The following is a 16895-nucleotide window of genomic DNA, read 5'->3' as shown; positions in this document are numbered from 1 at the left end:
GCTGCGGGATCAGGACGCCAGGCGCCGGCTGTAGGCCAGGAACACCTCGTCGCGCACCCAGCCGAGCGACTCGTACAAGGCTTGCGCGGCGTGGTTGGTCCTGGCGGTGGTCAGGTCCATGCGCGCCTTGCCGTCCTGGCGCGCCAGCGCTTCGGCCGCCAGCAGCAGTGCCCGCCCTGCCCCGCCCTTGCGCGCGGCGGGGTCGACGAACAGGTCGTAGAGCACGTAGATGGGCGCCGCTTCCACCGAGCAGAAGCTGGGGTATAGCTGGCAGAAGCCGACGATTTCGCCGGCTTCGTCGAGCGCCGCCAGCAGCTTCGATTCCCCTTTGTGAAAGCGCTCGCCGATGAAGCGCCGGGCCAGCTCGGCATCCGGCGCCTGCTCGTAGAACTGGCGGTACTGGTCGAACAGCTGCGCGATGCGGGGAAGATCGTGGTGCGATGCGGGGCGGGCGGAGATGGACATGTCTGGATCCTGGCCGAAAGCGCGCGATCTTGGCATGCGCGCCGCGTCAATGCAATGCCAAGCGCATGAACATGTCCACTCTCCTACCTAGTCCTTCTTGCGGCGCCGCGCGGCCATCACGCCGGCCATGCACAGCATGGGCAGCAGCAGCGCCATGGTCGACGGCTCCGGCACCTCGGCCACGATCGTGAAGCGGTCGCCCGCGCGCAGGCCGGCGGTATCCAGCACCCAGTCGGTCTGGCCCTGCAGGCCCAGCGGGTTCCCGAAGTGGAACTCGGCCGGTTCGGCCTGGACGAAGCGGATGGCCGCCTTGCCGCTGTCGTGGGTGACGCTGCCCAGGACGCCGAAGGCGGGCGTCACGCTGCCCGCGCCGGCGAAGCCGATGCCCTGCAGGCTGAAGTTGAAGTGCGGGAAAGGCAGGCCGCGCAGGTTCAGCACCATGGCGCTCAGGTGCAAGGGACCGAGCAGGTCTTCCTCTTCCAGCACGAAGTTCAGCGTGGTGCCGGTGAAGTTCTTGAGGTCGAGGTTGAAGGACACCAGGCCCGCCGCGCTGTAGTCGGTGACGGCGTTGTCCGGCGAGCCGGAGCTCGACAGCAGGACAGCGCCCTGGGCGCCGCTGGACAGCATCAGGGCCGCGAAGGCGGCGGCGATCATCTTAATAAAGTGCATGTGAATTCCCCTGTGATGGTGGATGGTGCTTACAGCGGACCCTTGGCCCACGGACCCGAAATCGCGAAGGTCACGCCCGGGGTCTGGATGTTGACGAAGAGGTAGCGGCCGCTCGGGTCGAAGCAGGCGCCGGCGAACTCGTTGGCGCGCCGGTCGCCCGCGAGCGAGGCCAGCTTGCCAGCGCCCTGCAGCTGGGCTTCGCTCAGGTTGATGTTGTTCTTGGCGAAGATGTAGGCGTCGCCCTGGCCGGTGAGGCCCATCAGGCGCTGGCCGAAGCCGTACATGTCGGTGGCGGCGGTCGAGGCGTCTTCGCAGATCAGGATCGCGTTGCGCGGGCTGACGGTCAGGTTGTCGCCCATGTTGCCCACCAGCGGGCTCGGGCTCGAGTAGATGCAGGTAAGGACTTGCGTGGCCAGGTCGAGTTCCCAGATCGAGCCGCGCTGCACGGCGCCGCCCGAGGTGTCCATCACGTACATCTTGCCTTGCGCGTACCAGATGCCTTCGCCGCGGTTCATGCGCGCCGCGCCCTGCAGCCAGCCCTGCACGAAGGGACCGGCGGCATTGGTGATGGTCACGCCGGAAGGGCCGGTGGCGTTGCCGCGGTTGGCGTCCGGATTGGCGATCGGCACCCACTCCAGCTCGTAGCTCGCGTTCACCGGCGCCACCGCCAGGTTGGCGTTCTGGATGCCGCGCACGCGCGCCATCTGCAGGATGCCGCCGCGCGCCAGCGAGCCCGGCGCACCGGTGCGGATGTCCGGCACATAGCGGTAGAAGCCCGACTTGCCGCCCGCATCCTCGGTCTGGTAGACGAAGCCGGTGGCCGGGTCGACGGCGGCGGCTTCGTGGGCGAAGCGGCCCATGCCGATGATGGGCTGGCCGGTCGTCTGCGCCGGGTCGGCCGTGACTTCGAACACATAGCCGTGCTTCCTGCCCGAAACGCTGACGGCGTCCGAGCCGACTTCCTCGCAGGTCAGCCAGGTGCCCCAGGGAGTGATGCCGCCGGCGCAGTTGGTCTGGGTGCCGCCCAGGCTCGGCGTCATGCCGACCCAGTTCCCGTCGCGGAACAGCAGGTTGGTGGTGCCGCCGCCGAAGACGTTGTCCGAGCTGCCGTTGAGCTTGCCGCCATCGTAGACGCCGACCGCATTGATGAAGTTGCCGGCGCCGGTGCCGCCGATCTCATGGTTACGCACCAGCACCATTTCGGTGCTGCGGCCGACCTTGCGCGTCAGAACCACGCCCATGCCGTCGTGGCCGCCCGGGCAGGCGTGGCCGTCGGTCATCGTGTCGCCGCGCCAGCCGAAGCTCTTGTAGCTGAAGCCCGCCGGCAGCTGCAGCAGCGGCAGGCCGGTGCTCAAGTCCTTCACCGGCGCGATCGGGCCATAGGGGCTGTCGACCAGCGCGGTGGAACCGTTGGCGGCCAGCGCTTGCTGGGCCTGCATGGCGGCGAACGCGCCGACGAAGGGCAGCGCGGAAGCACCGGCCAGGCCCTTGAGCAGATTGCGTCGCGACGGCGACAATTCTTTGTCAGTCATTGATCCTCTCCATCTTTGTGCATGCCTTCCGTCCCCACCCCCATGGCGCGGACCGATGCATTTAAACAAACAAAAATGTCGGTTCGATGACAACTAAAATGCAATATCGCCGTATCCGGTGAAGCGAGGATCCGCTGCCCTCCGGCCTCGACGAGAAGCACTCAGCAGCGCTTGGATCCTGTCACCCAGGCGTTGCGGGTGTGCTCCAGCAATGCGCCGGCAGGATGCCGACGACAAGGAGCCAAGTCCCACGCTGCTTGATCAACACCCGCATATCGCCTGTCAGGCTTTTATGGCCCTCGACCGCGTGTTCTTGGAATATTGCGAGATAAACATCTGCAGCAGGCATATGCAATTTACATTGTGGAAATTTAATAGTTTATAGCCGCCGACTTTGAGTAAAATCAGGATGCCTCGACAAGTTCATGGGCTGAACTACATGAAGCACAATGACGAGAGAACCAATGCCGGAGCGCTATTGACAATATCTCCGGACGAAGTACGAATCGAGAAATCGTTTTAGCCATAACAAAGCATAATCGCTGCTTATCATGAAAAAATCCTTGGTTTTCATGGCGCTTGCCTTTGAAATCTCATTGGTCCACGCCGAAAAAGCAACCCAGGTGTACTTCGATAACGGCGAGTTGAACTACGTCGGGGAGATTTCGCAGGAAGCCAACAAAGAAGTCTTCGATCTGTTCGCATCCCTCGACAACAAACCGACACGGCTTTCGATACGCAGCCCCGGCGGCCCCACCGATCCGGGTATTGCGCTTGGGACTTGGGTTCATAAACATGGATTAACTGTAAAAGTCCTGGAATTCTGTTTTTCTTCCTGCGCGAACTATGTCTTTACGGCCGCCCCGAAGAAGATCGTCAGCAATTTTGCAGTGATAGGATTCCATGGTGGGCTCAGCAGCAAGAGTTTCAAGCTTGATGCAGAGCAGGAAGCCATCTTCGCTGCGATGCCAAAAGAAGAGCAGATGGCCGCCCGCAAGCAGCTGGACGATGAAATCAAGAAAATGGTAGCCAGCAAAGAGCAAGAGGAACGGGATTTTTTTCGCTGATCAAAGTCGATCAACGCATTACCACTCTCGGGCAAACACCCTATTATTCGCAACGCTTTGGGAAGGACGAGAAGAGCCTGGGTTGGACCTTCTCTGTCGACGGCTTCAAAAAACTCGGGGTATCGAATATTCGCGTGGTTAATCCGCCCTGGCAGCCCAGGTTCATCAGTTCGGATTTCACGGTACACCAAATTAATCCCAAGTAAGCAATCTGCCGGCTTCGCTACCTGCGGGGTCGCGATGTGGCGCACCAGGCTCCCATCCTTCCGCCTCTCTCAAGAGCGTTCCCTCCGCCTCACGGCGCCGGTATATCCTATTCCCTTCGTCGATCAACTAACAGATATAGAACTCCGCCTATAACGCTGCAGTCCCAGCGATATGACGGGGCACGCTCTACGCCCTTCCACACTGGTGTTTGGCAAGCCTTGCTCATCCGCTCCTGCGCCGCGCCGCCTGCCCGCACCTGCGGCAAAAGCTTTAGAATCGCTGTCTTCTGCTCAACAGTTCTTGCTCGACAAGACGCGATCCCTCCATGAACAAGCTGGCGCTTTATTTTCGCCTGGTCCGGGCCGACAAGCCGATCGGCATCCTCCTGCTGCTGTGGCCTACCCTGTGGGCGCTGTGGATGGCGTCCGGCGGCGTGCCGGACATGCTGGTGCTGGCGATCTTTGTGCTCGGTACGGCCCTGATGCGTTCGGCCGGCTGCGCCATCAACGACTACGCCGACCGCGACTTCGACCGCCACGTCAAGCGCACCGTCGACCGCCCCCTCACCAGCGGCAAGATCCGCGGCTGGGAGGCGGTGATGGTGGCGCTGGTGCTGTCCCTGATCGCCTTCCTGCTGATCCAGCCGCTCAATACCCTGACCAAGCAGCTGTCGGTGGTGGCGCTGGTGGTGGCCGGCACCTATCCCTACTTCAAGCGCTTCTTCGCCATCCCCCAGGCCTACCTGGGCATCGCCTTCGGCTTCGGCATCCCGATGGCCTTCGCCGCCGTGCAGGGCCAGGTGCCGGCTGTGGCCTGGTGGCTGCTGGTGGCGAACGTGTTCTGGGCGGTGGCCTACGACACCGAGTACGCGATGGTCGACCGCGACGACGACCTCAGGATCGGCATCCGCACCTCGGCCATCACCTTCGGCCGCTTCGACGTGGCCGCCGTGATGCTGTGCTACGGCGCCGCGCTGGCGATCGACCTGGTGTGCGGCTGGTATCTCGGCCTGCGCTGGTGGTTCGTGGCCGGCGTGGCCGTGGCGGCCGCGCTGGCGCTCTACCACTACACCCTGATCCGCGAGCGCGAGCGCATGGCCTGCTTCAAGGCCTTCCGCCACAACAACTGGCTGGGCGCCGCCTTGTTCAGCGGTGTCGCGCTCGACTATGCATTCAGGTAATATTGTCCAAAAGGCATTCATTCAACCAAGCAAAGAGGCTTACCATGATTGACAAGATCCCTACCCAAACCGGTACCCGCGAACAACTGGTCACCGACCTGAAGACCGTGATCCATGACGCCGAAGCCTGGCTGCGCAACGGCGGCGCCCTGGGCGGCGAGGAGCTCAAGGCCAAGTTCGAAACGACCCTGGCCAGCGCCAAGGCCGGCCTGGCCCACTACCAGGAAACCGTGGTCGACGCCGCCAAGGCGACCGACGAGTACGTCAAGGAAAACCCATGGAAATCGGTGGGCCTGGGCGCGGCGGTCGGCGTCGTGGTCGGCATGCTGATCGCCCGTAAGTAATGAGTATTTCCGCAGCCGTAGGCCGGATCGGGACCACCGTGCTGGCCATGGCGCGCACGCGCCTCGAGCTGGCCGCGGTCGAGCTGCAAGAGGAAACCCAGCGCCTGTTCGGCTACCTCGCCTGGGCGCTGGCCGCCGCGGTGCTGGCGCTGGGCGCCCTGGCGCTGGCCGTGCTGTTCGTGCTGGTGCTGTTCTGGGACACCCACCGCCTGCTGGCGGTGGGCGGCATGACGCTGCTGTTCGCGCTGGGCTGCGGCTTCGCGGTCATGAAGCTGCGCGGTGGCCTGGCGGCGCGTCCGCCGCTGCTAGGGGCCACCCTGGCCGAGCTGCGCAAGGACGTCGGGTTGGCGAAAGGAGAGCAGGTCGATGGCTAATGCCCAGGAACTGGCTGCGCGTCGTACGGCACTGGTGGCGGAGTGCGCGGCCCAGCGCGCCGTCGTCGCGCACGAATTCGCGGTACTGAAATCGCCCGAGACGCTGGGGGTGGTGCCGGCTTATGTCAGCGAGCACAAGAAGACCGCGCTGATCGTGGCGGGGGTGGCGGCGGGTTTTCTGGCTACCAAACCCAAGTGGGCGGTTGGCGTGGTGACGGCCGGGGTGTCGCTGTACAAGTTTGCGCAGCGCATGTTGCCGGTGCTGAGGTGGAAGGGGTTTGAGGTGCACTGAAGTTTTGGTGGTCTGCTTGTGAACTTGGGTCCCCGCCTTCGCGGGGATGACGTATCAAAGGGTGGTGGCAGATAACGCTGTCCTAGTCCGCTCCTTCAGCACGTCATTCCCTCCACTGGAGGCAATGACTCCCCGCGGAGGCGGGGACCCAAGTTACCCTCTCTTGCCGGCTCGCCGGCAACACTTCAATCTTTTCCTAGTTCTTCCCCCAGCTCCCGCCCCCGCGCCGCAGCCGCCTTCATCGCTTCCACGATCGCGCCTTTCACGTCCGCAGCCTCCATGCTGGTAATCGCCGCATGCGTCGTCCCGCCCTTCGACGTCACGCGCTGCCGCAGCACTTCGACCGGATCGCCTGACTGCGCCGCCAGCTGCGCCGCGCCGGTGAAGGTGGCCAGCGCCAGCTCCCTGCCCTGCTCGGCGCTCAGGCCCATCTCCAGCGCCGCCTGCTGCATCGCCTCGAGGAAGTAGAACACATAGGCCGGCCCGCTGCCCGACACCGCCGTCACCGGATCGATCTGCGCTTCGTCATCCAGCCACACGGTCTTGCCGACCGCGCGCATCACCTGGTCGGCCGCCTCGCGCTGGGCCGCGTTCACGCCGCCCTGGGCCACCATGCCGGTGATGCCCATGCCGATCAGCGCCGGCGTGTTCGGCATCGAACGCACGATGGCGCCATAGCCGCCCAGCCAGCGCGACAGGTCGGCGATGCGGATGCCGGCCGCGATCGACAGCAGCAGCTGGCCGCTCAGGTGCGGCGCCAGGCTGGCCGCCACCTCGCGCATCTGCTGCGGCTTCACCGCCAGCACCACGACCTGCACGTCCGCCACCTGGGCGTCGATGGCGGGCGCGGTGCTCACGCCGTACTGCTGCGCCAGGCGCGCCAGGGCCTCGGCGTTGGGGTCCACCACATGCAGGCGGCCGGCTTCGGTCAGTTGTCCGGCCAGGCCGGCGATCAGGGCCGTGGCCATGTTGCCGCCGCCGATAAACGCAATCTTCATCTTTGTCCTTGTTTATTCGTAGTGGCGGGCGCCGAAGATGGCGCTGCCGATGCGCACGATGGTCGCGCCTTCCATGATGGCTGCCTGCATGTCGCCCGACATGCCCATCGACAGGGTGTCGAGCGCCAGGCCGTCGGCGCGCAGGCGTTCGGCCAGCACACGCAGGCGCGCGAAGGCTGCGCGCTGCAGCGCCGGGTCGGTCTCCGGTTCCGGGATCGCCATCAAGCCGCGCAGGCGCAGGTTCGGCAGCTGCGCGACCTGGCGCGCCAGCTCGGGCGTCTCGTCCTCGTGCGCGCCGCTCTTGCTGGCTTCGCCGCTGATGTTGACCTGGATGCAGACATTGAGCGGACCGCGTTCCGGCGGCCGCTGCTCGGACAGGCGCTGCGCGATCTTCAGGCGCTCGACCGTGTGCACCCAGTCGAAGCTGGCCGCGATCGGTCTTGTCTTATTGCTCTGGATCGGGCCGATGAAATGCCACTCGACGGCCGCCCCAGGTTGCGCGCGCGCGACGAGATCGATCTTGTCGAGCGCTTCCTGCAGATAGTTTTCGCCGAAGGCCTGCTGCCCCGCCGCCATCGCTTCCAGTACCGCTTCCGCTGGGAAGGTCTTCGACACGGCCAGCAATTGGATGCTCGAACGAGGCCGGTTTGCCGCCTGCGCAGCGCCCGCGATTGTCGCTTCGACAGCTTGCAAGTTCTCGGCGATTATGGACATAATGATTTTCTATAGGAAATATTTTTCAGTCGTCGCGAAGCGTCCCGCTTCCATACGGCACAGGGATTATAAATGGACATCTCGGAACTCCTCGCCTTCTCGGTCAAGAACAAAGCCTCGGACCTGCACCTCTCGTCCGGCCTGCCGCCGATGATCCGCGTGCACGGCGACGTGCGCCGCATTAACCTGCCCGCGCTGGAGCACAAGGACGTGCACGGCATGATCTATGACATCATGAACGACGGCCAGCGCAAGCAGTACGAGGAAGTGCTGGAGTGCGACTTCTCGTTCGCGATTCCCGGCCTGGCGCGCTTCCGCGTCAACGCCTTCAACCAGGAACGCGGCGCCGCCGCGGTGCTGCGGACGATTCCCTCCAAGATCCTGTCGCTGGAAGAACTGAACGCGCCGAAGATCTTCGCCGAGCTGGCGCTCAAGCCGCGCGGCCTGGTGCTGGTGACCGGTCCGACCGGTTCGGGCAAGTCGACCACCCTGGCGGCGATGGTCAACCACCTGAACGAAAACGAGCTCGGTCACATCCTCACCATCGAGGACCCGATCGAATTCGTGCACGAACCGAAGAAGTGCCTGATCAACCAGCGCGAAGTCGGCCCGCACACCCTGTCCTTCAACAACGCGCTGCGCTCGGCGCTGCGCGAAGACCCGGACGCGATCCTGGTGGGCGAGCTGCGCGACCTGGAAACCATCCGCCTGGCGCTGTCGGCGGCCGAGACCGGCCACCTGGTGTTCGGCACCCTGCACACCTCGTCGGCCGCCAAGACCATCGACCGTATCGTCGACGTGTTCCCGGCCGAGGAAAAAGAAATGGTGCGCGCGATGCTGTCCGAATCGCTGCAGGCCGTGATCTCGCAGACCCTGCTCAAGACCAAGGACGGCTCGGGCCGCGTGGCCGCGCACGAGATCATGCTCGGCACCCCGGCGATCCGCAACCTGATCCGCGAAGCGAAGATCGCGCAGATGTACTCGGCGATCCAGACCGGCAGCAGCGTCGGCATGCAGACCCTGGACCAGAACCTGACCGACCTGGTGCGCCGCAACGTGATCTCCAGCGCCGCGGCCCGCGCCGCCGCGAAGATTCCGGAAAACTTCCCAGGCTAAGGAGTGGCGATGGAACGCGACCAGGCATCCAAATTCATGTTCGACCTGCTGCGCCTGATGACGGCGAAAGGCGGCTCGGACCTGTTCATCACGGCCGGCTTCCCGCCGGCGATGAAGATCGACGGCAAGATGACGCCGGTGTCGAACCAGGCGCTGAGCGGCACGCACACCGCCGACCTGGCCCGCGCCATCATGAACGACAAGCAGGCGGCCGGCTTCGAGCTGACCAAGGAATCGAATTTCGCGATCAGCCCGGGCGACCTGGGGCGCTTCCGCGTCTCGGCCTTCATGCAGATGGGCGCCGTGGGCATGGTGCTGCGCGTGATCACGACCACCATCCCCAAGTTCGAGGACCTCGACCTGCCGGAGACCCTGAAGGACGTGATCATGACCAAGCGCGGCCTGGTCATCATGGTGGGCGCTACCGGTTCGGGCAAATCGACGACCCTGGCGGCGATGGTGGGCTACCGCAACGAGAACAGCTACGGCCACATCATCACCATCGAAGACCCGGTGGAGTTCGTGCACCCGCACCGTAACTGCGTGATCACCCAGCGCGAGGTGGGCGTGGACACCGACAGCTTCGAGGCCGCGCTCAAGAACTCGCTGCGCCAGGCGCCGGACGTGATCCAGATCGGCGAGATCCGCGACCGCGAGACCATGGAACACGCGATCGCCTTCGCCGAGACCGGCCACCTGTGCCTGGCCACCCTGCACGCCAACAGCGCCAACCAGGCGCTCGACCGCATCATCAACTTCTTCCCGGAAGAGCGCCGCCAGCAGCTGCTGATGGACCTGTCGCTCAACATGAAGGGCCTGATCTCGCAGCGCCTGATTCCGAAGAAGGAAGCCAAGGGCCGCGTGGTGGCGATGGAGATCCTGCTGAATTCCCCGCTGATCTCGGACCTGATCTTCAAGGGCGACGTCCATGAGATCAAGGAGATCATGAAGAAGTCGCGCGAGCTGGGCATGCAGACCTTCGACCAGGCGCTGTTCGACCTCTACGAGGCGGACAAGATCACCTACGAGGATGCGCTGCGCAATGCGGATTCGGTGAACGACCTGCGGCTGAACATCAAGCTCAATAGCAAGCATGCGAAGGAGCGGGATTTTTCGGCGGGGACGGAATCGCTTGGTCTGGTTTGATACCGTCGCTGCTCGAGGATGGTCAACCTGGGTCCCCGCCTTCGCGGGGATGACCTTCAAGAGCAGCAGTCCGTCACAGTCGTCGTAGTCCGCTACCTCTACACGTCATCCCCGCGCAGGCGGGGACCCAAGTTTGCCCGAACCGCCCCAAAGCAAACATTCCCCCCGTGTCATACACTCCCTCTTTTAAAACAAGATGGAGACGACCATGACCGCCCACGATTTCCAGGCCACCTCCCTGGACGGACAGCCCGTCGACCTCGCCGCTTACCGCGGCAAGGTCATGCTCATCGTAAACACCGCCAGCGCCTGCGGCTTCACCCCCCAATACAAGGGCCTGGAAGAGCTGCACCGCCGCTACGCCGGCCAGGGCCTGGCCGTGCTGGGCTTCCCCTGTAACCAGTTCGGCAAGCAGGAACCGGGCAGCGAAGCGGAGATCGGCGCCTTCTGCGAGAAGAACTACGGCGTCAGCTTCCCGATGTTCGCCAAGATCGAGGTCAACGGCGACAACGCCCACCCGCTCTACAAGCACTTGAAGGGCGAAGCCCCCGGCGTGCTGGGCACCGAGGGCATCAAGTGGAACTTCACCAAATTCCTGGTCGGCAAGGACGGCAAGGTGGTCAAGCGCTACGCGCCGCAGACCAAACCGGAAGAGATCAGCGGGGATATCGAGAAGCTGCTGGCCGCGGCAACCTGATCGCCGCTATCACCCGACCGTGAAACCGGGTGGCGAGCCAACACATCGCAAGGGCACGGCGCGGGCGCTCCCCCGTTCGCGAACATGCGTTTGCGAACGCGGAGCGCTGTCGATGACGACGGACTTTGTGAAACTGATCTTTTCTTCAAAAATTGTTTCATAGCTGACGCGCAGATAAATCGCCTGCTGGTTGTAAGCGATTGTCAGACCCGACGGGACACCTTTGGAGTCCGCGAGATGCACGGGAGTGTTGTCGAAATCGAGACCGCCACCGGTAATGCAGTCGCTGCCAATGATTTTCTCGACGCTGCGGAGAGGAGCCAGCGGCCATCCCCATCCGGCACCGGCAGAAATATTGATCTTTTGATCCGCCAAGATCTTCATGGTGTAACTCTTCGGGAACGAAAAAGGCTTGAGCGATGCGATTGTCGCTCCCGTCTCCTTGTTCAAGGCGTCGACCTGGACATTCAAGGCGGGCAGTTTCGACCTGTTCGACAGATGCACGGTCAGGTAAGGTTCGCCGTCGCCGAACCATTTTGTCCACTCGATGCCGGTAAGCTCAAGCACGGTGGGATTCTCGGCCATTAACAGGGCCTCCCGCTTCCTTTCCAGCGAATTCAGCTTCGACGATACCGGACGCTTCACCTGGTAGTTGTTGTAGTAATTGATCGTACCCGCGTTATGCCCGATCGCAGGGCTTTGGGCGCCGGATGAGGTCTGTGCTGGCGCGCCGTTTGCGGCCATACACAAGAAAGCAGTTGCAATGCTGCTCATTGTCTTTACCTTCATCGCTGCTCCTTCGGCGCGGACGTGTAGTTGATGGCGCCGCCGCTCATGCTGCCGATTGCCGGGCTCTGGTCGCCAGTGGTGCTTTGCGAGCCGTTGACAACGATATCGGGGGCAGGTGCGGGGGGAGGCGCGAGCTGTACTGGCGCAGCTTGCTTGATGGGCTCAGGACGGCTGTACGTCAACGCCAGCAGAGCAATGAGCAAGGTGCTCGTGAGGCCAGCCAAGTAGATCCATAAGGGCTTCTTTCTTTCCTTATGGATCCCCATGGCTCGGTAAGTGAGGAAACAGATGACCAGAAGCGCCAGCGCAATCAGGCCAAGATGATCCTTCGCGGCCGCGGTGATGATTGCGGCCCAATGCTTGAGTGGTTCGTCAGACATTCGATCTTTCGTTTGCAAGTTTCCGCCAAAGCGGTCCGGCGCAGGATAATGCCAGAACGCAGTGCTGCAAAACGCTCGAATAATCACCGCCGCATCGAATTTTGCGGTTTATTTCCGATCCTGCGGCGAGAAGCGGATCGCCTGCCCCCCGCCCGGCGCCAGCTTCAGCTGCAGCGTGTCGCCCGACGTGACGGTCCTGGTCTCGGTCACCAGGTCGAAGCGCCGCTCGGTGCGGTAGTCGGCCCCGTCGCCGTCGCGGTAGATCTCGGCCGTGTAGCGCTTGCCCTGCTCCAGGAAGCCCAGCGGCAGCACCAGGGAGCGCGCCTGGCCGTCGGTGACGGCGCCCAGGTACCAGTCCTGCGAACCCCTGGCCTTGCGCGCGATCGTCACGAACTCGCCCACTTCGCCATTCAGGACACGCGTATCGGCCCAGTCGGTCGGCACGTCGCGGATGAACTTGAAGGCCGCCGGGTACTTCTCGTAGTTCTCCGGCAAGTCAGCCGCCATCACCAGCGGCGAATAGATCACCACGAAGTTGGCCAGCTGCTTGGCCTGGGTCGAGTTGAACACCTTTCCGTCCGCCCCCACCAGGTTCACCACGCCCGGTGTATAGTCCATCGGCCCGCTCAGCATGCGGGTGAACACCAGCTTGGCCTCGTGGTCGACGCTGTTGGGCGGGTTGCCCCAGGCGTTGTACTCGACACCGCGCGCACCTTCGCGCGTCATCCAGTTCGGATAGGTGCGGCGCAGGCCGGTGTCCTTGACCGGTTCATGGGTGTCGATGGCGATGCGGTACTTGGCGGCTTCCGTCACCGCCTTCAGGAAGTGGCGCACGCCGTCCTGCGAATCGTAGTGGCCGTAGCGCGGCTTGCCGTCGCGGCCCGTGAACAGGGCGCTGCCCGCCTCGTGCACATAGCCCGACTTGACGCTGTCGACGCCGTGCTTGGCATACAGCTTGTAGGCCGCGTCCATCTGCTTTTCGTAGGCCGGCACGTTGGCGCCGGTCTCGTGGTGGCCGATCAGGCGCACGCCCTTCGATTTCGCGTAGGCGGCCAGGCCGGGCAGGTCGAAGTCGGGATAGGATCTGGTGAAGCTGAAGTCCGCGCCGCCATGGCCCCAGTCGCTTTCCCAACCCTGGTTCCAGCCCTCGACCAGCACGCCGCGGAAGCCGTTCTTCGCGGCGAAGTCGATGTAGCGCTTCGTATTGGCGGTGTTGGCGGCATGCTTGGGACCGGCGTTCCAGGTACCGCTCTGCAGGTGCATTTCCCACCACACGCCGACGAACTTCGACGGCTTGACCCAGGAGACGTCGCCCAGCTTGTTCGGTTCGTTCAGGTTGAGGATCAGGTCCGACATGGCCAGGCCGGCCGCGCTGTCGGCGATCTGCACCGTGCGCCAGGGCGTGGTGAAGGCGCCCTGCCTCACCACGGCCGGGCCGTAGGACGAGGGCGCGAGCATGGCGCGCAGCTTCTGGCCGTCGACCTTGCGCAGCCACATGGAGGCGTAGTCGACCAGCGCCGCTTCGTGGAAGGCGATATGGGTGCCGTCGTCCAGGCGCAGCGTCAATGGCGTGTTGGCGATGCCGATTTCCTTCAGCGGCGCCTTGCGCACCTCTTCTTCCAGCCCGGGCAGCTCGCCGGCCGGAATCCACCAGGCGGTGGCCGGCTGGGCAACCGTGAATTCGGTCAGCTCGTCGAGGATCTCGACATTGCGCAGCTGGGGCTGGGCCGGGAATTCGTAGCGGAAGCCGATGCCGTCGTCGTAGATGCGGAACACGATGTCGAGGCGGCGATTGCCCTTGTTCTTCTGCTCGACCGCGACGCGCAGTTCGCGGTAGCGGTTGCGCACGAACTGGCGCTCGCCCCAGGGCTGTTCCCAGGTGCCGTCATGCTCGCTGAGCTTCTGTTCGCGCAGGCTGAAGCCGCCGTCGAGTTTTTGCGCATTGGCCAGGTTGAAGCCGAGGCGCGACAGGCCAATGACTTCCTTGCCGCGCCGCTTGACCGTATAGCCGAGCTTGCCCCCGCCGTCGACCTGTACCTCGACGCCGATCAGCTGGTCGGGCGATGTGGCGCTGGCGATGAGCTGTTGCGCCCATGCGGGCAGGCCGAGCGTGAAGGAAGCCGCCAGGATGGCGGCGATGCGGCGCAGGTGCATGCGGTAGTCTCCAGTTCTTATTCGATGAAGTAGCAAAACTACCTGTCCTTAGGTAGATGTGCTTCGATGATAAGACAAAAGGTGTAACTCAACTACCAACACAAGGGAGAGCGTTGCTTTATCGTGTCTTTACTTCGGCCACCGGATGGGTGGTACAGCCACGGTGGACGTTTTCCAGGAAGCGCACCGCTTCCTCCAGCGTCAGGCCGGCGGGCAGCAGCTGCGTGAGCGCGGCTTCCTGGCTGGCGCGGTCGACGCCGAAGGCGACCGCGCGCGAAACCTCGCGCGCGCGCTTGCCGTCGCTGTTGTACAGGGCGTCGTACACGCCGATTTCTTCCCACAAGGGCACGAAGCCGGGACTGGTGCTGTCCTCGAAGACGACCGCGGGCGGCATGCCTTCGTCCTCGCGCAGGAGCTGGAACACAAAACTCATCATCGCATCCTTTCGAAACAGCGCGCGATGCTACCACTCTTCATGCCAGGGCGCGGTCGAGCAGTTCGATCCAGTGCGTGACCGGGGTGTCGGTGCCGGACTGCAGATGGGTCAGGCAGCCGATGTTGGCGGAGACGATCTCCTCGGCCCCCGTGGCCGCCAGGCTGGCCAGCTTGCGGTCGCGCAGTTCGTGCGCGATCTCGGGGTGCAGCACCGAATAGGTGCCGGCCGAGCCGCAGCACAGGTGGTTGTCGCCGCACAGCACCACGTCGACGCCGGCCGCGTGCAGCACGCCCTCGACCTTGCCGCGGATCTGCTGGCCATGCTGCAGAGTGCAAGGCGGGTGGTAGGCCACGCGCTTGCCGATGCGGCCTTTGAGCTTTGCCGCCAGCTCGTCCTGGAAGGGCGGCAGGATCTCGGACAGGTCCTTGGTCAGCGCCGAGATGCGCTGCGCCTTGGCCGCATAGGCCGCGTCGTGCGCCAGCAGGTGGCCGTATTCCTTGACCGTGACGCCGCAGCCCGAGGCGGTCATGACGATGGCCTCCACCTGCTCCATCTGCTCCACATAGGGCCACCAGGCGTCGATGTTGCGCCGCATGTCGTCCAGGCCGCCGGCCTGGTCGTTCAGGTGGTAGCGCACCGCGCCGCAGCAGCCGGCCTTCGGTGCTTTGATGAGCTGGACTCCAAGTGCGTCGAGCACGCGCGCGGTGGCCGCGTTGATGTTGGGCGCCATCGCGGGCTGCACGCAGCCGTCCAGCACCAGCATCTTGCGCGCATGCGTGCGCGTCGGCCAGCGCCCTGCTCCGCGCGCCGGCTGCAGCTTGTCCTGCAGGTCTCTCGACAGCAGCGGCCGGGCCAGTTGCCCCGCCTTGAAAGCGGGCGTGAACAGGCTGGTGCGCGGCAGGAATTCCTTGAGCGTGGTGCGCTTGATGCGGTCCTGCAGCGGACGCGCCACGCGTTCCTCGACCACACGGCGGCCGATGTCGACCAGGCGGCCATACTTCACGCCCGAAGGACAGGTGGTTTCGCAGTTGCGGCAGGTAAGGCAGCGGTCCAGGTGCAGCTGGGTCTTGCGGGTGGGCTCGGCCCCTTCCAGCACCTGCTTGATCAGGTAGATGCGGCCGCGCGGGCCATCGAGCTCGTCGCCCAGCAGCTGGTAGGTCGGGCAGGTGGCGGTGCAGAAGCCGCAATGCACGCAGGCGCGCAGGATCGCTTCGGCTTCGTCGCCATCGCGCGTGCCCTTGATGAAATCGGCGAGATTGGTTTGCATGGCTTAGTACATCCGTCCCGGGTTGAACACGTTCGACGGATCGAAAGAGGCCTTCAGGCGTTCGTGGATCCGGGCCAGCGCCGGCTGCAGGGGCTGGAACACGCCCACTCCCTTGTCGCCGCCGCGGAACAGGGTGGCGTGGCCGCCGCAGGCGCTCACGGTACGGCGGATGGACGCGGCAGTGGCGGCATCGCCGTCCGCGCGCAGCCAGCGCTGGGCCCCGCCCCACTCGATCAGTTGGGCGCCGCCGAGCACGATCGCCCCAAGGGTCGGCGGCACCGACAGGCGCCACAAGGCGCCTTCGCCCGCGAAGAAGGGATGGCGCTGTTCGCGCAGGCTGGCCCAGAACGGCCCGCAATCCGGCATCACTTCGCCGCCCAGCGAGCGCACGGCGGCGTCGACCGCCGCCTGGGCGCCGGACAGGCGCAGTGCCAGCACGCCGTCGTGCCAGCAGCTGCTGGCCACCGGCAGCGGCTGGCCGCCCCATTCGTTGAGCTTGCGGATGGCGTCGATCTCGCCCATGCGGAAACGCAGCGTGGTCTCGGCGAAGGGACGCGGCAGCACCTTCACGGACATCTCGAGCAGCACGCCCAAGGTGCCGAGCGAGCCCGCCAGCAGGCGCGAGACGTCGTAGCCGGCCACGTTCTTCATGACCTGGCCGCCGAAGGACAGGACGTCGCCCTTCCCGTCCAGCAGCTTGGCGCCCAGCACGAAGTCGCGCACGGCGCCGCTGGACGAGCGGCGCGGTCCGGACAGGCCGGCCGCGATCGCGCCGCCGAAGGTGGCGTCCTCGCCGAAGTGCGGCGGCTCGAAGGCCAGCATCTGGCTGCGCTCGGCCAGCGCGGCCTCGATCTCGCGCAGCGGCGTGCCGCAGCGCGCGGTGATGACCAGTTCCGTGGGTTCGTAATCGACGATGCCGGCGTGGCCGCGCGTATCGAGGATCTCCCCCTCCAGGCGCTGGCCATACCAGTCCTTGGTGCCGCCGCCGCGGATGCGCAGCGTCCGGCCATGGGCCGCCGCTGCCCGCACGCGTTCCTGTAATTGTTCGATCGACTGCATGGGATGCTC

19 protein-coding genes are annotated in these 16895 nt (G+C 64.7%); 8 read left to right on the top strand and 11 right to left on the bottom strand.

The features are described from left to right. Nucleotides 1-9 precede the first annotated feature (9 nt). The 3 genes from V7778_RS09380 to V7778_RS09370 form a co-directional block, all read right to left on the bottom strand. The gene (locus V7778_RS09380; RefSeq protein ID WP_335554334.1) at nucleotides 10-465 is read right to left on the bottom strand and encodes a GNAT family N-acetyltransferase; all 456 of its coding nucleotides are present in this window, start codon (nucleotides 463-465) and stop codon (nucleotides 10-12) included. Nucleotides 466-552: 87 nt separating this feature from the next. Next, entirely contained in the window at nucleotides 553-1134 is a 582-nt protein-coding gene (locus V7778_RS09375; protein ID WP_335554332.1) for a PEP-CTERM sorting domain-containing protein, read from the bottom strand. 29 nt (nucleotides 1135-1163) lie between these two features. Then, nucleotides 1164-2666: a PhoX family protein gene (locus tag V7778_RS09370; RefSeq protein WP_335554329.1), complete on the bottom strand. Its 1503-nt coding sequence runs from the start codon at nucleotides 2664-2666 to the stop codon at nucleotides 1164-1166. 551 nt (nucleotides 2667-3217) lie between these two features. Here V7778_RS09370 and V7778_RS09365 point away from each other — a divergent pair. The 5 genes from V7778_RS09365 to V7778_RS09345 all read left to right on the top strand — a co-directional run bounded on the left by V7778_RS09365 (nucleotide 3218) and on the right by V7778_RS09345 (nucleotide 6130). Further along, on the top strand, nucleotides 3218-3733 hold the full coding sequence (locus V7778_RS09365) for a hypothetical protein (RefSeq protein WP_335554327.1): 516 nt from the start codon (nucleotides 3218-3220) through the stop codon (nucleotides 3731-3733). 532 nt (nucleotides 3734-4265) lie between these two features. Beyond that, nucleotides 4266-5120, top strand: a complete 855-nt coding sequence (gene ubiA / locus V7778_RS09360; RefSeq protein WP_335554324.1) for a 4-hydroxybenzoate octaprenyltransferase — start codon at nucleotides 4266-4268, stop codon at nucleotides 5118-5120. Nucleotides 5121-5164: 44 nt separating this feature from the next. Beyond that, nucleotides 5165-5464 carry a DUF883 family protein gene (locus tag V7778_RS09355; protein ID WP_335554320.1) on the top strand — a complete coding sequence of 100 codons (300 nt, stop codon included), beginning with the start codon at nucleotides 5165-5167 and terminating at the stop codon, nucleotides 5462-5464. Next, nucleotides 5464-5838, top strand: a complete 375-nt coding sequence (locus V7778_RS09350) for a phage holin family protein (RefSeq protein ID WP_335554317.1) — start codon at nucleotides 5464-5466, stop codon at nucleotides 5836-5838. Before V7778_RS09355 ends, V7778_RS09350 begins: the two co-directional genes overlap by 1 nt. Next, a complete protein-coding gene (locus tag V7778_RS09345) occupies nucleotides 5831-6130 on the top strand; it encodes a hypothetical protein (protein ID WP_335554314.1) in 300 nt (99 codons plus the stop codon). Before V7778_RS09350 ends, V7778_RS09345 begins: the two co-directional genes overlap by 8 nt. 185 nt (nucleotides 6131-6315) lie before the next feature. On the opposite strand, the gene proC is transcribed toward V7778_RS09345, so the two are convergent. Further along, complete coding sequence (gene proC / locus V7778_RS09340) at nucleotides 6316-7128, bottom strand: pyrroline-5-carboxylate reductase (protein ID WP_335554311.1); 813 nt, start codon at nucleotides 7126-7128, stop codon at nucleotides 6316-6318. Nucleotides 7129-7140: 12 nt separating this feature from the next. Next, the gene (locus V7778_RS09335; RefSeq protein ID WP_335554308.1) at nucleotides 7141-7842 is read right to left on the bottom strand and encodes a YggS family pyridoxal phosphate-dependent enzyme; all 702 of its coding nucleotides are present in this window, start codon (nucleotides 7840-7842) and stop codon (nucleotides 7141-7143) included. Nucleotides 7843-7914: 72 nt separating this feature from the next. Between V7778_RS09335 and V7778_RS09330 the strand changes: the two genes are divergently transcribed. From V7778_RS09330 to V7778_RS09320, 3 genes are all read left to right on the top strand, one after another. Next, nucleotides 7915-8958 (top strand): type IV pilus twitching motility protein PilT, encoded by a 1044-nt coding sequence (locus V7778_RS09330; protein WP_335554306.1) that lies wholly within the window; start codon nucleotides 7915-7917, stop codon nucleotides 8956-8958. 9 nt (nucleotides 8959-8967) lie between these two features. Then, nucleotides 8968-10104: a PilT/PilU family type 4a pilus ATPase gene (locus tag V7778_RS09325; protein WP_335554303.1), complete on the top strand. Its 1137-nt coding sequence runs from the start codon at nucleotides 8968-8970 to the stop codon at nucleotides 10102-10104. Between the two features lie 208 nt (nucleotides 10105-10312). Then, nucleotides 10313-10801 (top strand): glutathione peroxidase, encoded by a 489-nt coding sequence (locus V7778_RS09320; protein ID WP_335554300.1) that lies wholly within the window; start codon nucleotides 10313-10315, stop codon nucleotides 10799-10801. A 9-nt stretch (nucleotides 10802-10810) separates the two neighbouring features. On the opposite strand, the gene V7778_RS09315 is transcribed toward V7778_RS09320, so the two are convergent. From V7778_RS09315 to glcE, 6 genes are all read right to left on the bottom strand, one after another. Further along, nucleotides 10811-11575 carry a hypothetical protein gene (locus tag V7778_RS09315; protein ID WP_335554297.1) on the bottom strand — a complete coding sequence of 255 codons (765 nt, stop codon included), beginning with the start codon at nucleotides 11573-11575 and terminating at the stop codon, nucleotides 10811-10813. Nucleotides 11576-11586: 11 nt separating this feature from the next. Then, nucleotides 11587-11970, bottom strand: a complete 384-nt coding sequence (locus tag V7778_RS09310; RefSeq protein ID WP_335554294.1) for a hypothetical protein — start codon at nucleotides 11968-11970, stop codon at nucleotides 11587-11589. A 108-nt stretch (nucleotides 11971-12078) separates the two neighbouring features. After that, nucleotides 12079-14124 (bottom strand): glycoside hydrolase family 97 protein, encoded by a 2046-nt coding sequence (locus tag V7778_RS09305; protein WP_335554291.1) that lies wholly within the window; start codon nucleotides 14122-14124, stop codon nucleotides 12079-12081. Nucleotides 14125-14242: 118 nt separating this feature from the next. Beyond that, complete coding sequence (locus V7778_RS09300; RefSeq protein ID WP_335554288.1) at nucleotides 14243-14557, bottom strand: hypothetical protein; 315 nt, start codon at nucleotides 14555-14557, stop codon at nucleotides 14243-14245. Nucleotides 14558-14597: 40 nt separating this feature from the next. Continuing rightward, entirely contained in the window at nucleotides 14598-15827 is a 1230-nt protein-coding gene (glcF, locus tag V7778_RS09295; protein ID WP_335554286.1) for a glycolate oxidase subunit GlcF, read from the bottom strand. Nucleotides 15828-15830: 3 nt separating this feature from the next. Further along, the gene (glcE, locus tag V7778_RS09290) at nucleotides 15831-16886 is read right to left on the bottom strand and encodes a glycolate oxidase subunit GlcE (RefSeq protein WP_335554283.1); all 1056 of its coding nucleotides are present in this window, start codon (nucleotides 16884-16886) and stop codon (nucleotides 15831-15833) included. Nucleotides 16887-16895: the final 9 nt, after the last annotated feature.

It is taken from the genome of Massilia sp. DD77, assembly GCF_036961685.1.
Lineage (GTDB): Bacteria > Pseudomonadota > Gammaproteobacteria > Burkholderiales > Burkholderiaceae_D > Telluria.
The sequence above is the reverse complement of the archived record's forward strand: the minus strand, read 5'-3'. Positions and strand labels throughout refer to the sequence as shown.

What these genes read in the sequence shown, in the direction of transcription:
- V7778_RS09345 (WP_335554314.1), top strand. Translation starts at nt 5,831, where the DNA reads ATGGCTAATGCCCAGGAACTGGCTGCGCGTCGTACGGCACTGGTGGCG.
- V7778_RS09370 (WP_335554329.1), bottom strand. Translation starts at nt 2,666, where the DNA reads ATGACTGACAAAGAATTGTCGCCGTCGCGACGCAATCTGCTCAAGGGC.
- V7778_RS09330 (WP_335554306.1), top strand. Translation starts at nt 7,915, where the DNA reads ATGGACATCTCGGAACTCCTCGCCTTCTCGGTCAAGAACAAAGCCTCG.
- proC (WP_335554311.1), bottom strand. Translation starts at nt 7,128, where the DNA reads ATGAAGATTGCGTTTATCGGCGGCGGCAACATGGCCACGGCCCTGATC.
- V7778_RS09320 (WP_335554300.1), top strand. Translation starts at nt 10,313, where the DNA reads ATGACCGCCCACGATTTCCAGGCCACCTCCCTGGACGGACAGCCCGTC.
- glcE (WP_335554283.1), bottom strand. Translation starts at nt 16,886, where the DNA reads ATGCAGTCGATCGAACAATTACAGGAACGCGTGCGGGCAGCGGCGGCC.
- glcF (WP_335554286.1), bottom strand. Translation starts at nt 15,827, where the DNA reads ATGCAAACCAATCTCGCCGATTTCATCAAGGGCACGCGCGATGGCGAC.
- V7778_RS09380 (WP_335554334.1), bottom strand. Translation starts at nt 465, where the DNA reads ATGTCCATCTCCGCCCGCCCCGCATCGCACCACGATCTTCCCCGCATC.
- ubiA (WP_335554324.1), top strand. Translation starts at nt 4,266, where the DNA reads ATGAACAAGCTGGCGCTTTATTTTCGCCTGGTCCGGGCCGACAAGCCG.
- V7778_RS09300 (WP_335554288.1), bottom strand. Translation starts at nt 14,557, where the DNA reads ATGAGTTTTGTGTTCCAGCTCCTGCGCGAGGACGAAGGCATGCCGCCC.
- V7778_RS09375 (WP_335554332.1), bottom strand. Translation starts at nt 1,134, where the DNA reads ATGCACTTTATTAAGATGATCGCCGCCGCCTTCGCGGCCCTGATGCTG.
- V7778_RS09310 (WP_335554294.1), bottom strand. Translation starts at nt 11,970, where the DNA reads ATGTCTGACGAACCACTCAAGCATTGGGCCGCAATCATCACCGCGGCC.
- V7778_RS09325 (WP_335554303.1), top strand. Translation starts at nt 8,968, where the DNA reads ATGGAACGCGACCAGGCATCCAAATTCATGTTCGACCTGCTGCGCCTG.
- V7778_RS09305 (WP_335554291.1), bottom strand. Translation starts at nt 14,124, where the DNA reads ATGCACCTGCGCCGCATCGCCGCCATCCTGGCGGCTTCCTTCACGCTC.
- V7778_RS09335 (WP_335554308.1), bottom strand. Translation starts at nt 7,842, where the DNA reads ATGTCCATAATCGCCGAGAACTTGCAAGCTGTCGAAGCGACAATCGCG.
- V7778_RS09365 (WP_335554327.1), top strand. Translation starts at nt 3,218, where the DNA reads ATGAAAAAATCCTTGGTTTTCATGGCGCTTGCCTTTGAAATCTCATTG.
- V7778_RS09355 (WP_335554320.1), top strand. Translation starts at nt 5,165, where the DNA reads ATGATTGACAAGATCCCTACCCAAACCGGTACCCGCGAACAACTGGTC.
- V7778_RS09315 (WP_335554297.1), bottom strand. Translation starts at nt 11,575, where the DNA reads ATGAGCAGCATTGCAACTGCTTTCTTGTGTATGGCCGCAAACGGCGCG.
- V7778_RS09350 (WP_335554317.1), top strand. Translation starts at nt 5,464, where the DNA reads ATGAGTATTTCCGCAGCCGTAGGCCGGATCGGGACCACCGTGCTGGCC.